We start from the raw sequence: 15,032 nt of genomic DNA, 5'->3' as shown, positions 1-15,032 counted from the left end.
CGCCCGATCCCGCATGTGAGATGGGCGCCCCATACAGTTCAACCATTCGTTGAACGCTCCGTAGTTTTTGCTCCACTCACGCACAGGAGAAGCATGCCGAGCTCGGCAACAGCATCATCATCACGGCGTCGCAAGTCGTCGTCCCGTCGCGACGACGACGCCCCCATCATCCCGATTCTCGCCCGCAAGGTGCGCGAGGTTGAAGCAAAAGCCCAAAAGGGAAAGCTCGGCCCGACGAACCGTGTGAAGTTCCAGGTGATCGCCTTCCTGGTGCGCGAAGAACGCGCTCGGGTCAAGGCGGACACCGAGATCAGTGACTCGACTCGTGCGGAGCTGCTCAAGCGCCTCGACGGTGTCGCGCAGATTCTCGCGAAGACGGCAGCCCGCGACACCTCGATCATTCCGCTGCTTGAGGCAGACCAGGCGACAAGCCCGGTCGCCAAGCGCATGCGCCGTGACTGGCTGCTGGAGTCGGGTGCGGAGCTTGCGCCAGACGAACTGATCATTACCGACGTTGCTCCCGTCGCCGTAACCCCCGTGGTTCCGGCAGCCCTTGCTGAAAAGCAGGTGACTCCGCCTGCAGTTGAGTCGCGCATTGAGTCGAACCCGTTCTTGGCCCCCGACTTCTCCCGCGTGGTTGCGAAGGAGACGCCGCGCCGTCGCCTCGACGGCTGGGACCTGATGGGCCCGCTGTACAAGGCGTTCGAGCAGGGTGCTGGTGGCTCCGTCGCCTCGATGGAACTGCCGCCGCTACCCGAATTTGATCATCTTTCGCCCAAGGGGCTTGAGGTGATGGCGCACCAGGCACGGTTCCTGGAATCGGTGCGCGCTGGCCACCGCTCATTCCTGCTCGCTGACGAGCCCGGTCTCGGCAAGACAGCGCAATCGGTGATTGCCGCGTCCGTCGCCAACGCCTACCCGCTGCTTGTCGTGGTTCCGAATGTCGTGAAGATGAACTGGGCGCGTGAGGTCGAACGGTGGACTCCGCAGCGCCGTGCCACGGTGATTCAGGGTGACGGCGACGCGATCGATGCGTTCGCCGACATCTTCATCGTCAACTATGAGATTTTGGATCGTCACCTTTCGTGGCTCGGTAAGATTGGCCTGCGTGGCATGGTCGTTGACGAGGCGCACTTCATTAAGAACCTGTCGTCACAGCGCTCGCAGAACGTGCTCGCGCTGGCCAGCCGTGTTCGTGAGCAGACGCCTGGGGGCGACCCGCTGATGATCGCGTTGACCGGTACGCCGCTCATCAACGACGTGGAAGACTTTGACGCAATCTGGCGTTTCCTTGGGTGGACGAACGGCGAAAAGCCGGGCCCGGAGCTCGCCGAGAAGTTGGACGCAACGGGGCTCACACCCGCAGACAAGGCGTTTTACCCGGAGGCTCGCGAGGCCGTGATCTCGATGGGTATCGTGCGGCGCAAGAAGAAGGACGTCGCCGCCGACCTGCCGGACAAGCTCGTGGCCGACATGCCTGTGCAGCTTGACGACGAGTTTGGTCGTTCGATCCGTGCCGCCGAGCGTGAGCTGGGTGAGCGTATGGCTACCAAGTACCGCCGCATCATTGATGCGCGTGGCCGAGAGACCCGCGGCATCGATGAAGACATCGTGCGCCTCGTCGCGCAGCACGAGTTTGAAGAGTCGAAGAATGCTGACGCCGGTGGCGACAACGTCTTCACCATGGTGCGCAAGATTGGTCAGGCAAAGGCTGGCCTCGCCGCGGACTACGCGGTGCAGTTGCAGCGTTCCGTGGGCAAGGTCGTGTTCTTCGCGAAGCACATCGACGTCATGAACCAGGCCGAGGCGCTGTTCGCGGCAAACGGGTTGAAGTCGGTTTCGGTGCGCGGTGACCAGACGTCAACAGCGCGCCAAGCCGCCATTGACGCGTTCAATAACGACCCCGACGTTTCAATCGCGGTGTGTTCGCTCACCGCAGCCGGTGTTGGCCTCAACATGCAGGCAGCGTCGAACGTTGTGCTGGCCGAGCTCAGCTGGACCGCGGCCGAGCAGACGCAGGCGATCGACCGCGTGCACCGCATCGGTCAGGATGAGCCGGTCACCGCATGGCGTATCATCGCCGCGCACACTCTGGATACCAAGATTGCCGAACTCATCGACCAGAAGCAGGGCCTCGCTCTGCGCGCGCTCGATGGCGTATCGGTCGAACCCGGCTCGCAAGACTCTGTGCAACTGTCTGCCCTGATGCACCTGCTACGGGAAGCGCTCAGCCGCTAGGCGTAAACAAACGTGAAGATTCCCACTTCTTAGCGTAGAAACTTCGATTTCTCCGCAGGAAGTGGGAATCTTTTTGTTTCGGTCCGAAATGTTGGCGTAAGAATCGTGAAAATCGGCGCCTTCGAATGGAAATCTATTGCTTAGGCCACTATGGTCGAGAAAGGCAGCGTCGCCCGATCCCCCTTATCCTTCCCCCCCAGCAAAGCAGGCACCATGAAGATCGGCATTCTGACGTCCGGCGGCGATTGCCCCGGACTCAACGCGGTTATCCGCGGCATTGTGCTCAAGGGTACGACTGCGTACGACCTTGAGTTCGTGGGCATTCGTGACGGCTGGCGTGGCGTCGTCGAAGGCGACTTCGTTCCGCTCACGCGTCACGAAGTGAAGGGACTATCCAAGGTCGGGGGTACGATCCTCGGAACGAGCCGCACTAACCCTTATGAGGGCGACCGCGGTGGCGCTGACAACATTGCCAAAACCCTGTTTGGGCACCGCATCGACGGCATTATCGCGATCGGTGGTGAAGGAACACTGGCCGCGGCTGACCGTCTTTCAAAGGACGGCATCAAGGTGATTGGTGTTCCCAAGACCATCGACAATGACCTCCGTGCCACCGATTATTCGTTCGGTTTCGACACCGCGGTCAACATTGCAACGGAGGCGATGGATCGCCTCCGTACCACCGGTGACTCACACCAGCGTTGCATGGTGGCTGAGGTCATGGGACGTCACGTCGGATGGATCGCTCTCCACGCCGGAATGGCCGCAGGCGCGCACGCCATTCTGATCCCCGAGAACCCGATGTCGCTTGACGAGATCGCCGAACTTGTGCGGTCGGCACATGACCGCGGTCGTGCGCCGCTCGTCGTGGTGTCTGAGGGCTTCAAGCTCAAGGGCATGGACGAAGCGTTCAGCGACAAGGGTCTCGACGCGTTCAACCGTCCGCGCCTTGGCGGCATCAGCGAGATCCTCGCCCCCGAGATCGAGCGCATCACCGGCATCGAAACCCGCTCGACCGTGCTCGGCCACATCCAGCGCGGTGGCTCGCCGTCGGGCTTTGACCGCGTGCTTGCCACGCGCCTTGGCCTGCACGCTGCCGACGCGATCGTCGACGAAGCCTGGGGTGAAATGGTGGCGATGCGCGGCACCGACATCGTGCGCGTCCCCTTCTCCGAAGCCCTCGTCGAGCTCAACACTGTGCCGCAGTACCGCTACGACGAAGCCGCAGCCCTCTTCGGCTAACCCTCCCGGGTTCCGGCCCCCTTGTTCCGGCTCCTGTTTCGGCCACCTGGTTCCGCGCCGCAGGTTCCGCAAGCCTGCTGGAAGCCGCCGCCCCGCTCGTGGGGCGGCGGTTTCTGCGTTGCGGCCCGTTGATCTCCGTGGCCGTGAGTTACGAAATGTCGAACTCTTGGCCGCAGGTGTCCGCGGAGCCCATGGTTTTACGGCGTGTCGGGGGAAGGCGTTCAACATTTGGTGAGTCACCGTTCCTTCACAGACCGGCGTTCGAGAGAGATTCTCCACATCCGGTGGGACGGGAGGGCCCGGGACTCATGACACTCGCACGATTGCGAGGTGATGATTGAACAAGTGATCGCGGCGGCTGGCGGAGTCTGCCGTACATCTGACCTCACCAGGGCTGGTTACACGGCCTTCGCGATTCGGCAGGCACTTGCTACGAATCGGCTCCTGCGTCTGCGGCAGGGCATCTATTGCATTGACGCCAGCCATCCGGCGGCCGACGCCGCGCGACATGGCGGAACCATGGCGTGCGCAAATGCGGTGCGTGCGTATGGCGTGTGGTTGCTGGATGACGCCAAGCGGCTGCACGTTGGCGTGCAGCTCCGCGGACGCACGCATCCCCACGTTGGTTGTTCGTGCATCGCCCATCGCTCTCGCCATAACCAAGAGTTTGGCGTGGTTCCGCTGCGGGTGGCGCTGGTTCAGGTCGCTCGATGCCTGCGGGAGGAGACATTCTTCGCCGCTCTCGAATCGGCGCTCTACCTCCGGCTCATCACTCGCGAGGATCGCGTATGGATTCGTTCTCATGTGACATCCGCGTTGGCTGCGCTCGTCGATTTCGCCCGTACCAATGCGGAAAGTGGGTTGGAGTCTCTCGTGCGTCTACGCCTGTTTCGGCTCGGGATTGCCGCGCGCTCGCAGGTGCGAATTGCCACCGTTGGACGCGTAGATCTTGCCATCGGCAACGTGGCGATTGAGCTCGATGGCCGGGAGAACCACGACGGGCCATCGCAACGTCACAAAGACCTCGTGCGCGATGCCCGCGCGGCGCGACGAGGATGGCGGACGCTTCGGTTTGACTACGCGATGGTCGTGTACGAGTGGGAACTCGTGCGCGACGCTATCCTCGCCGTGATCTGAACCTGCCCCACGGCCGCGCGCCGTGGTTCCGCCGTCGGTTACCAAATGTCGAACGACGCAACGGCCCGAGCTCCGGACGGGCCCAACTTGCGGCGTGTCGCACTCAGGCGTTCGACATTTGGTGAGTCAGAAGAACGTCAAGAGACGGAACCACGGAGCCACGGAACCATGGAACGACGGAACAACGGAACAACGGAACAACGGAACCAAGGAACCAGAGGGGCAGCAGAAGCCGCGGGCGTTGAAGCACCCGCGGCTTCTGGCCCGGTCTTAAGTCCGAAAGTTCTGATTCCGAAGCGTTATGCCTCGAGGGCTATGCAGGCACGATCCTTGTCACCTGTGTCACGCACGGTGATAGCCGTGTCCTACAGCTCCTGACCCCTTATCGGGTTCGGGATCAGCATCGGAGCCTTCACCTCAGTGCGCGTTTTCCGCGTCGGGCTGCACATCGGCAACGCCGAGCACATCGAACAGCCATGCCAACTCGTATGCGCGTTCGCGCCACGAGTTGTAGCGACCCGTGACACCGCCGTGGCCGGCAACCATTTCGCACTTCAACTGCACATCGGCGCCGACATCGCGCAGACGAGCCACCCACTTGGCGGGTTCCACGTAGTACACGCGGGTGTCGTTGAGCGATGTCACCGCGAGTATGCGTGGGTATGTCACACCATCAAAGACGTTTTCATACGGCGTGTACGACTTCATGTACTCGTACACGTCGGCGTTGTGCAGGGGGTCGCCCCACTCGTCCCACTCGATGACGGTGAGGGGGAGTGACGGGTCGAGAATCGTCGTCAGCGCGTCGACGAACGGAACCGACGCCACAATTCCAGCGAAAAGTTCCGGCGCGAGGTTGGCAACGGCACCCATCAGCAAACCGCCTGCGCTGCCGCCTTCGGCGACCATGCGTTCCGGAGCGGTGATGCCCGAATCAACAAGGTGACGAGCCGCGGCGACGAAGTCGGAGAACGTGTTCTTCTTCGCCATGAGCTTGCCGTCTTCGTACCATGCGCGACCCATTTCGCCGCCGCCACGAATGTGCGCAACGGCAAAGATGACGCCACGATCCAACGCCGACAACCGCATGGTCGAGAATCCGGGGTCGATCGAGTGTTCGTACGAACCATAGCCGTAGAGGTGCACGGGCCGCACTGCGTCACCAGGCTCACCAAATGAGCGCTTCCAGACGAGGGACACCGGAACCCCGGTGCCGTCGTCAGCGCGCGCCCAGACCCGAGACTGGCCGTAGTCGGCCGCATCGTAGCCACCGAGAACCGGCTGCTGCTTGCGGAGAAACTTCTCATCGGACACCGGATCCCAGTCAAAGACCGAGCTTGGCGTCACAAACGAGGCATACCCAAAACGAATGAGCTGCGGTGCCCATTCGGAGTTTCCGCTCACACCAACGGCAAACAACGGCTCGTCAAACTCGACTTCACTGACCGCGCCGGTCGCGTGATCGAGCTTTGCCATGCGGGCAAGACCCTCGCGCCGATATTCGACGACGGTGAAATCGCGGAAGCAATCGATGTCGAGAATGCGGGTGCCAGGCGTGTGCGGCATGACGACGGCGCGTGCGCCCTGCGGGTCGTTGGCGGCGACACGCACGAGCTCAAAGTCGAGTGCGTTCTCGTTGTGCACGATGAAGAGCACGTCTTCACCGTCGATCACCGCGTGATCAACGCTGTACTCGACGCCCTCCGCCTGCGGCCACACCACCCGTGGTTCCGCCAACAAATCGTCGGCGTCGAGCAGCAGTACTTCGCTTGTGATGGATGTGCTCTGTCCGATCATGAGGTAACGGTCGGATCGGCAGAAGCCAGCCCCAACCCAGAAGCGCTCGTCTGGCTGGTGGAACAACGGCGTCGGGTTGTTGATGTCGCCGCCGATGGTGTGTAGCCACACGGTGTCGGGACGCCATGCCTCATCCACCGTCGTGTACACGATCGCGAGGCCGTCGGGGGTGAGCTCGGCACCGCCTGCGGTTCCCTCGATGACATCAGCGAACGTTTGCCCGGTTGTGAGGTCACGCACGCGCACCGTATACCGCTCGTCACCCGTGACGTCCGTCGCCCACAGCATGCGGGTTCCGTCGCGCGAAATATCGAAGCTGCCAAGCGAGAAGAATTCGTGCCCCTCGGCTTCGACGTTGCCATCGAACAGGATCTGCTCGCCCGGAACCTCGGTGTCTGGTGAGAGGACAGGTGGCGTCCAATCGTCGGCTGACGCGAGCGGGGCACGGCACTGAATGCCGTACTGCTTGCCCTCAAGTGTGCGGCCGTAGTACCACCAGTCACCCTTGCGAGTCGGAACCGACAGGTCAGTTTCTTGGGTGCGGGACTTGATCTCTTGAAAGAGCGTCTCGCGCAGTGGTGCGAGGTGCGCGTTCTCCTGCTCGGTGAACTCGTTCTCTGCCTCGAGGTGCGCGATGACCTCGTCGCTTTCCTTGTTGCGCAACCATTCGTAGGGATCCATGAAGGTGTCGCCGTGGTGGGTTCGGGGCTGAGGGTGCTGGCGCGCACGCGGCGCAGAGAGTGGTTCAGTCACTTCTCCACGCTACCCGCTGGTAGCCAAAGGTCCAGTGCTGAGTTGACCGAATCGCTAGGGGATGAAAAGATTTGATCGGCCGGTTGCCGGTTCGTGAAAAAACGGTGAACTCTTCGTTCGTCATGTCGGAATCTTCGACGCCTGTTCCTCTTCATCCCCCCACGAAAGTCAACGGTGGAAACCGCAGCCCTAATTGTTGTGCTGGTCATCCTGCTGGCACTGTTCTTTGATTTCACTAACGGATTTCATGACACCGCGAATGCGATGGCTACGCCTATCGCAACGGGCGCACTCAAGCCCAAAACCGCGGTCATTCTCGCCGCTCTTCTCAACCTGGTCGGCGCTTTCCTCTCGACCGAGGTTGCCAAGACTATTTCCGGCGGCATGATCAAGGAAGAGGCTCTTATGTCCGGCAACAATGCCGCGACGCTCTTCCCCTCGCTTATCTTCGCTGGCCTTATCGGTGCCATCACGTGGAATATGCTCACCTGGCTGCTTGGCCTGCCGTCCAGCTCATCGCATGCACTGTTCGGTGGTCTCATCGGAGCCACCCTGGTTGGTGCAGGCGCCATGGCGATCGACTTCGGCATCGTCATTACGAAGGTTGTTCTGCCCGCGCTGATCGCGCCTTTGACCGCAGGAATCATCGCGTTTGTGGTGACAAAGATCGCCTATGGCATGACCCGCAGATACGACGGCAAGCCGGACGGTCGTGACGGCTTCCGCTGGGGCCAGATCTTCACATCGAGCCTCGTTGCGCTGGCACACGGAACCAACGACGCGCAGAAGACGATGGGTGTCATCACCCTCGCACTCATCGCTGTCGGATGGCAGTCGGCTGAACACCACAACCCTGAACTGTGGGTCATCATCGCGTGTGCCTTGACGATCGCACTGGGAACCTACATGGGCGGCTGGCGCATCATCCGGACGCTGGGTAAGGGCCTGACGGACGTCAAGCCTGCGCAGGGCTTCGCTGCGGAGTCGTCCACGTCGGCCACGATCCTCGCATCGTCTGCCCTCGGGTTCGCACTGTCAACCACCCAGGTCGCTTCTGGTTCCGTCATCGGATCCGGCCTCGGCCGTCGCGGATCCAAGGTTCGCTGGGGCACAGCAGGCCGCATCATGGTGGGTTGGGTCTTGACTCTTCCGGCTGCCGGTGGCGTTGGCGCGCTGGCCGCTCTCGTCGTTGTTTGGCTCGGCACCTGGGGCGTCGTCATCGACGCGCTCATCGCTGTCGGTGTCATCCTGAGCATCTTCTTGCGTTCACGCCGTGACGAAGTTCACGCGAACAACGCGATGAGCGAAGTTGCTGACTCAGGTGCCGCCGTTAAGGTCAAGAAGAACCCGCCGCCCACGCGTCGTCAGCGCATGATTCTTCAGGCGGAGAAGGCGGCAAAGAAGGCCGAAAAGCGCGCCATCGACAAGCACCACACCGCCGATGTCCTTCGCGAGAAGGAGCGGATTGACCTGGAGCGCAAGGCGAAGAAGTCAGCCCAAAAGGCTGCCGAGAAAAACGCTGCGTCCGCGAGCGACGAAAACGGAGGCGCACGATGAACATCGCCATTGACTGGGATGCCTTCCTCCAGGTTTTCATCGCTGCCTTCATCGGTGCCTCGGTGCTGGTGTCGTTCTACGCCATGGGGTTGCGCCTGCTGGTGCGTGCTGGTCGCGCTCCGGTGGTGGGCCCTGCAGAGTTCACCGATGCCATCGCCGTCATTTCCGAGAAGGACCGCCAGCGTGCTGCCAAGGCGGCCGCGAAGGCTGCCAAGCGTAGTCCGCTCACGGACGGTCAGAAGAAGGTGGCTCTTCTTGGGGCGTACGCATGCTTCGCCGTCTGCGCGGCAGCGGTGCTTTTCGCGATCGGGCTGATCGTGCTGAACCACTAAGAAACTCAGCAAAAGTGCCACGGTGTCCTCAACACCGTGGCACTTTTGCGTGGAAAGCACTCATAGTGCTCAGCGCGCGCATATGACATGGCTTGGGCGGCAATACCGGGCTAGGCTGGAATGACCCTCCCCACATTGGCCGCGACCCACAAGGAAGCAACATTGGACGCAACGATGCGCACTCGCACCGAATCTGATTCTCTCGGATCCCTGGAGATCCCCGCCGACGCCTATTGGGGCATTCATACGGCGCGAGCGCAGGAAAACTTTCCGATCGCCAAGCGACCGATCTCGGTTTACCCCGATCTGGTTCGCGGGCTGGCAATGGTCAAGCAGGCTTCTGCTCGCGCGAACGCCGAAATTGGCGCACTCTCGCAGGAAAAGGCTGACCTCATCGACGCCGCCGCACAGCGCGTGATTGACGGTGAGTTTCATGATCAGTTCACGGTGGGTGTCATCCAAGGCGGCGCCGGAACCTCATCAAACATGAACGCGAACGAGGTCATCACCAACATTGCGCTGGAGATGGCTGGGCGTGAAAAGGGGGACTACGCCTTCCTTTCACCTATCGACGACACGAACCGTAGCCAGTCGACCAACGACGTCTACCCGACCGCGATCAAGATCGGGCTGTCGCTGACGCTACTGAGCCTGCTTGAGGAGCTCGCACTCTTGCGCAAGAGCTTCCTCGACAAGGCGGTCGAGTTCCACGACATTCTCAAGGTGGGTCGTACCCAGCTGCAGGATGCGGTTCCGATGACCCTCGGCCAGGAGTTTCACGGCTTCGCGACGACACTCGGCGAGGACTACAGCCGCATGTCGGAGAACGCGAAGTTGCTTACGGAAATCAACATGGGCGCCACAGCCATCGGCACCGGTATCACCGCGCACCCGCAGTACGCTGCCGTCGTGTTGAAGCACCTCAATGAGATCACCAAGCTTGACCTGGAGACGGCCACCGACCTCGTCGAGTCGACGAGCGACACCGGCTCATTCATGTCGTTCTCGGCATCACTCAAGCGCAATGCCATCAAGCTCTCGAAGATCTGCAACGACCTGCGCCTGCTGTCTTCTGGCCCCCAGGCGGGCCTTGGTGAGATCAACCTGCCTGCTCGTCAGGCTGGCTCTTCGATCATGCCAGGAAAGGTCAACCCGGTCATCCCTGAGGTCGTCAATCAGGTGGCCTTTGCGGTCGCCGGTGCCGACGTGACGGTGACCATGGCTGTCGAAGGTGGGCAACTTCAGCTCAACGCCTTCGAACCGGTCATCGCACACTCGATCTTCCAGTCGATCACCTGGATGCGCCAAGCAATGTGGACGCTGCGCGTCAATTGCGTTGACGGCATCACCGCGAACCGCGAGCGCCTGGGTGCCATGGTTGGTTCGTCTGTCGGCGTTGTCACCGCGTTGACGCCGTTCATTGGCTACTCCTCGGCGGCAGCGCTGGCGAAGACCGCGCTGATGACCGGCCACAACATCGCCGATCTTGTTGTGGAAGCTGGCCTGATGTCGCGTGAAGAAGTCATGAAGCAGATCTCGCCGGCACGCCTGTCAGGTCTCGAGACGATCACAGCAGCAGTTCCGGTTGTCCAGCCTGCGGAGAACATCATCTCGGGCGACGACGTCCAGAAGTAACACGAGCTCCAGCCCGAGTCCTCGACCTCGGCACCTCGCGAACGGAACCATGAGTGCAAACCGCACCTATGGTTCCGTTTTGCGTCAGAGCGGCTCGCTCAGCCGTCCCATGGCGCTCGTCACGCTATGTGGTTTCGCAGTACTCCGGGTCGGGGTAGCGTTCGAGCGCGGCAGCGGCATTGCCGCTCTGGCTTAGTGCGTAGTGCATTTCTGTTTGGACGAGCGCGGAGTGCAAGAAGAATCCGCCGAGGTCTTCCCAGCCGCCGGTCCACGGTAGCCGCTTCGCGAACTCCCAAATTGGAGCATCGCCGAGCTCATCAGCCAAGGCGACGATGGCGCGGGTGCGGCGCAAGTGATGAGCGGCGATCTGATGAGTACGTTCGCGAATTCCCGCGAATCGATATTCGTGGCCAGGCAGGGCCTGATAGTCGTGATATGCCTCCAGCGCCTCAAGTGAGGTGATGTAGTCCTCAAGCGGCGACGAGCCGGGCATCGCGCCGAGGCCGATCCCTCCGTATACCTGCGGCAGCACGTGATCGCCGCTGTACAGGAGCGCGCGCTCGTCGTCGATGAGGCAAAGGTGGCCCCCCGTGTGCCCGGGGGACACCAGCACCCGCAACCGGTGTGAGCCGAGGACAATCTCGTCGCCATCATCGACCACTGCATCCGGGGCCACGTCGGTGAAGTCGGGTAACCGCGCGAATGAGGAGAGGAGCTCAGTGCGACGCGCCTGCGGAACTCCCCATCCTTCGAGCCGTTTCGCATACGTGGTGGCATCGCGAAACACACGGCTCACCTGGTGCTTCAACACCGCGCTTTCCGCACGCGACATGATCAGTCGGGCATGAGTTTCGCGGCGAAGCCTTTCTGCGATACCCAGGTGATCCGGGTGGTGGTGAGTTGCGATGATCGTGGTCAGGTTCGTGAAGTCGAGCCCAATGTGCATGAGAGATTCGTGCAGCGAGGCGAGGTTCTCAGTGGAATCCCAACCGGGATCGATGATGTGGAAATGCCCATCGTCATCGAGCAAGACGTAACTCAGGGTATGAGTAAGCTTCCCGGCAGGCATGGGGGCAGCGATCGCCCAGACGCGGTCCGCGACGAGCTCGGGTACGGGTAGGCGACGCTCCACCACCGCCGCGTATTGTGACGGGCTTGTGGGACGAATCTGATTCGCGTCATTGCTACTCATACCGTCACTGTAGCAAGCGCTTGTTATGTATTGGCGTCCTCGATAATGTCATGGTGAACGTTTGTTCACCATGATGGACCTAGGAACGGAAAAGAGCATATGGCGGGCGACCAGCGATCTGTTTCCCCTGGCCTTGCAACCGCGGTGCTCGCGGCGTGCGGCATGGTCAACTCCCTACAGTTCACGCTCTTCGTCCCCGCACTCTCCGAAGTATCAGCGGCCCTCGGCGTGTCGGTGAGCGATGGTTCCTGGCTCGTCACCGTCACTCTTCTCACCGGCGTCGTTGGCACGCCCATTCTTAGCCGCATGGCCGACATGTATGGCAAACGACGCATGCTGATTGTCGCGATCGGCCTGCTGATCTTGGGCTCGTTGATCGCCGCGATCGGTCTTGACTTTGTGAGCGTTCTCGTCGGCCGTGGGTTGCAGGGCTTTGCGTCATCGATCATCCCGATCGGAATTAGCCTGCTGCGTGATCAGGTTCCCGCGGCGCGGGCCAACTCCGCTGTTGCGCTGATGAGTTCGACGCTCGGTATGGGGTCGGCGGTGGGACTGCTCATTTCAGGGCCGCTGCTACAAGCCTTCGGTGTTGCCTCTCTGTTTTGGTTCTCAGTGATCGCCGGAACCATCGCGATCGTGTGCGTGCTCGCTTTCGTTCGCGAGTCCCCTGGCCGCACTGGCGGGCAATTCGATATCGTCGGAGCGCTAATTCTGGCGGGCGCACTGACCTGCATATTGCTGGTGATCTCGAAGGGATTCAGCTGGGGGTGGACGAGCACGCTGACGGTCATTCTTGGAATCGTCGGGGTAGGGGCGATCGGTGTGTGGGTGCCACAACAGCTGCGCAACAAAAACGCGCTCGTTGACCTACGTGTGTCCTTTCGTCGGCCCGTTTGGCAGACCAACGTGGCCTCGTTCTTCGTCGGAATGGGCATGTTCGGCAACCATTTGCTGACCGTGCACGAAGCGCAGGCTCCGGTCGAGTCCGCTGGCGGGCTGGGCATGAGTCCGACGCTTGCGGGGCTCATGATGGTTCCGGCAGCAATAGCGATGATCACGATCGCGCCGGTGGCAGGACGCCTGATGAACAGGTTTGGTGGGCGTCCCCTGCTCGCGATCGGTGCGACGATCATCGCTCTCGCGTTCCTGTTTCGCCTGTTTGCCCATGGCACGATCATCGCGCTCGTGGTGGGAGCAACAACGGTAGGTATCGGCACAGCGCTGAGCTTTGCCGCCATGCCGGTGCTCATTATGAGCTATGTACCGCGTGAAATGGCGGCGGCGGCGAACGGTATTAACTCGCTCATTCGTACCTTGGCTGGTGCGGTAGCGACCGCCGGGTTCGCGCTCTTACTCTCCGCGCATTCGGTCGATTCGAACGGTATCGAGTTCTTAGATCGCACCGGTCTTAGCTTTGCGTTCATTGCCATCGGACTCAGTTGCGTGTTTGCCCTTATTCTGAGCCTGATGCTGCCAGCGCCGAACGTAGCGGGCGGTTCGCAACCGGGGGAGCGCCGTGGCTGAACCAACAGACGCCAGATCGCGCATCGTCGACTCTGCTCGCACGCTGTTTGCGGCGCGCGGGTATCGATCGGTGACGATTAGGCAAATTGCCGCTGATGCAAACGTCTCGCCGGCCCTCGTCATGAAATTGTGTGCCAGCAAGGCCGATCTCTATGCCGAAGTGAGTCTGCTCGAGGTGCCGATTGGTGACCTCGACCTGCCGCTTTCCGAACTTGGGCTGGCGTATGTCCGCCGCATTGAACGGCGCCGCAAGAGTGGGGTGCCTGAGCCTTGGACTAGCCCTTCAAACACGATCCGCAACTCATTCGAACCGGAGGTCGAGCGTGCGCGAATTGCACGTTCGTGGGCCGCTGCGATTGCTGAGCGAATTGATGATCGAAGCGCCGGAACCATTCATGCCACGGCGGTTGCCTGCTTGCTGATTGGATTCGCCGAGGGACTCCGCACGATTGGCTTTGCGGCCGACGATGAAGCAGCTGATGCACTGACGCGTTACTACGCCCAACTCGTCCAGCAGGTCATTGATCGCGCTGCAGGCGACTGATTGCAGACAAATGAAGAAGGGGCCGGTACTGAAAACGCTGCCACTGACCGATCTCGAACGTGAGCAGCTGGCGTCAGGAACGTTCAAGCAGCTGACAGGGCTCAGCTCACGCTAAACGCATGCCCTTGCATCGCAGGTCTGCGTCGATCCTTTTTGGCGCAGACCTGCGTGGCAAGAATTAGTCGGTAATGCGGCAGTGCGTGGTGAGCTCGCCGATGCCATCGATGCCGACGGTTACGGTCGAACGGTCACGCAGGAAGATCTGAGGGTCCCGCGAATAGCCGGCACCTCCCGGGCTTCCCGTTGAGATCAGCGTGCCAGGCAACAGCGTGACTGACTGCGACAGATGCGCGATCAGCGTCGCAACTGAACGCACCATCTGGTCCGTTGACGCATCTTGCACGGTGTGTCCATCGACCACCGTCCAGATGTGGAGATCTTGCGGGTCAGCGATCTCATCCCGCGTGACAATCACGGGGCCGTTCGGCGTGAACCCGTCAAAAGACTTACAGCGCGACCACTGCGCTTCGGCGAACTGAATATCGCGCGCAGTGATGTCGTTGACCACGGTGTAGCCCCACACGTAATCGAGTGCTTCCGCTGCGCTGACATTGTGTGCAGGGCGGCCAATCACGACGCCGAGTTCGGCCTCGTAGTCCACCGATTCGCTGAGGCGGCGTGGCCAGGTCGTGGTCTGCTGGTGGCCGGTGAGTGAATTGGGCCACAGGGTGAAGACAGTCGGTGCCGTGTCAGTCTTCAATCCGAGCTCGGAGGAGTGCGCGGCGTAGTTCAGACCGACGGCAAGTACGGCAGGGGGTGCGGGGACAGCTGCGGCAAAACCGAGGCCAGCAAGCGGAACCCTAGGTGCGGTGTCGGCTGCTGTGCGGATACGCGCCAGCAGGTCGTCACCCCCGGCGATGAGGTCATTGAGTGTGGACGGGGCTCCGCTGAACAGCTGCGACACGACGATGGCCGTGTCGTCATTGATCAGCGCGCACAACTGGGGATCTGCACCGGAGATACCGGTCAGGTTGGCAAAACGCATTCTTCTAATCTATCGCGGTGAATACGCGGGAGGGGC

The 15,032-nt window shown here is 61.4% G+C and carries 11 protein-coding genes; 8 read left to right on the top strand and 3 right to left on the bottom strand.

Going from position 1 to position 15,032, the window contains the following annotated elements; translation table 11 throughout:
- Window positions 1-93: 93 nt before the first annotated feature.
- The 3 genes from KTJ77_RS08245 (at window position 94) to KTJ77_RS08235 (ending at window position 4,617) form a co-directional block, all read left to right on the top strand.
- Window positions 94-2,238, top strand: a complete 2,145-nt coding sequence (locus KTJ77_RS08245) for a DEAD/DEAH box helicase (RefSeq protein WP_217337924.1) — start codon at window positions 94-96, stop codon at window positions 2,236-2,238.
- 213 nt (window positions 2,239-2,451) lie between these two features.
- A complete protein-coding gene (locus KTJ77_RS08240) occupies window positions 2,452-3,480 on the top strand; it encodes an ATP-dependent 6-phosphofructokinase (RefSeq protein WP_217337923.1) in 1,029 nt (342 codons plus the stop codon).
- Window positions 3,481-3,813: 333 nt separating this feature from the next.
- Window positions 3,814-4,617 carry an endonuclease domain-containing protein gene (locus tag KTJ77_RS08235; RefSeq protein ID WP_254367702.1) on the top strand — a complete coding sequence of 268 codons (804 nt, stop codon included), beginning with the start codon at window positions 3,814-3,816 and terminating at the stop codon, window positions 4,615-4,617.
- Window positions 4,618-5,034: 417 nt separating this feature from the next.
- On the opposite strand, the gene KTJ77_RS08230 is transcribed toward KTJ77_RS08235, so the two are convergent.
- On the bottom strand, window positions 5,035-7,167 hold the full coding sequence (locus KTJ77_RS08230) for a S9 family peptidase (RefSeq protein ID WP_367948868.1): 2,133 nt from the start codon (window positions 7,165-7,167) through the stop codon (window positions 5,035-5,037).
- A 174-nt stretch (window positions 7,168-7,341) separates the two neighbouring features.
- On the opposite strand from KTJ77_RS08230, the gene KTJ77_RS08225 reads away from it, so the two are divergent.
- The 3 genes from KTJ77_RS08225 (at window position 7,342) to KTJ77_RS08215 (ending at window position 10,691) form a co-directional block, all read left to right on the top strand.
- On the top strand, window positions 7,342-8,724 hold the full coding sequence (locus tag KTJ77_RS08225; protein WP_217337921.1) for an inorganic phosphate transporter: 1,383 nt from the start codon (window positions 7,342-7,344) through the stop codon (window positions 8,722-8,724).
- Window positions 8,721-9,056, top strand: a complete 336-nt coding sequence (locus KTJ77_RS08220; protein ID WP_217337920.1) for a peptidase — start codon at window positions 8,721-8,723, stop codon at window positions 9,054-9,056. The genes KTJ77_RS08225 and KTJ77_RS08220 overlap by 4 nt, the downstream gene beginning before the upstream one ends.
- Before the next feature lie 120 nt (window positions 9,057-9,176).
- Complete coding sequence (locus KTJ77_RS08215) at window positions 9,177-10,691, top strand: aspartate ammonia-lyase (RefSeq protein ID WP_217337919.1); 1,515 nt, start codon at window positions 9,177-9,179, stop codon at window positions 10,689-10,691.
- Window positions 10,692-10,815: 124 nt separating this feature from the next.
- On the opposite strand, the gene KTJ77_RS08210 is transcribed toward KTJ77_RS08215, so the two are convergent.
- Window positions 10,816-11,883, bottom strand: a complete 1,068-nt coding sequence (locus tag KTJ77_RS08210) for an MBL fold metallo-hydrolase (RefSeq protein ID WP_217337918.1) — start codon at window positions 11,881-11,883, stop codon at window positions 10,816-10,818.
- Between the two features lie 99 nt (window positions 11,884-11,982).
- Between KTJ77_RS08210 and KTJ77_RS08205 the strand changes: the two genes are divergently transcribed.
- Window positions 11,983-13,407 carry an MFS transporter gene (locus KTJ77_RS08205; protein WP_367948867.1) on the top strand — a complete coding sequence of 475 codons (1,425 nt, stop codon included), beginning with the start codon at window positions 11,983-11,985 and terminating at the stop codon, window positions 13,405-13,407.
- The gene (locus KTJ77_RS08200) at window positions 13,400-13,951 is read left to right on the top strand and encodes a TetR/AcrR family transcriptional regulator (protein WP_217337916.1); all 552 of its coding nucleotides are present in this window, start codon (window positions 13,400-13,402) and stop codon (window positions 13,949-13,951) included. Before KTJ77_RS08205 ends, KTJ77_RS08200 begins: the two co-directional genes overlap by 8 nt.
- A gap of 178 nt (window positions 13,952-14,129) precedes the next feature.
- Here the strand turns inward: KTJ77_RS08200 and KTJ77_RS08195 are convergent, their stop codons facing one another.
- Window positions 14,130-14,996, bottom strand: coding sequence for a fumarylacetoacetate hydrolase family protein (locus KTJ77_RS08195; protein ID WP_217337915.1), 867 nt, complete (start codon window positions 14,994-14,996; stop codon window positions 14,130-14,132).
- Between the last annotated feature and the right edge of the window lie 36 nt (window positions 14,997-15,032).

Origin of the sequence: Microbacterium sp. NC79 (assembly GCF_019061125.1) — a bacterium.
Taxonomy (GTDB): domain Bacteria; phylum Actinomycetota; class Actinomycetes; order Actinomycetales; family Microbacteriaceae; genus Microbacterium.
This window is presented reverse-complemented; position numbering and strand designations above follow the sequence as displayed.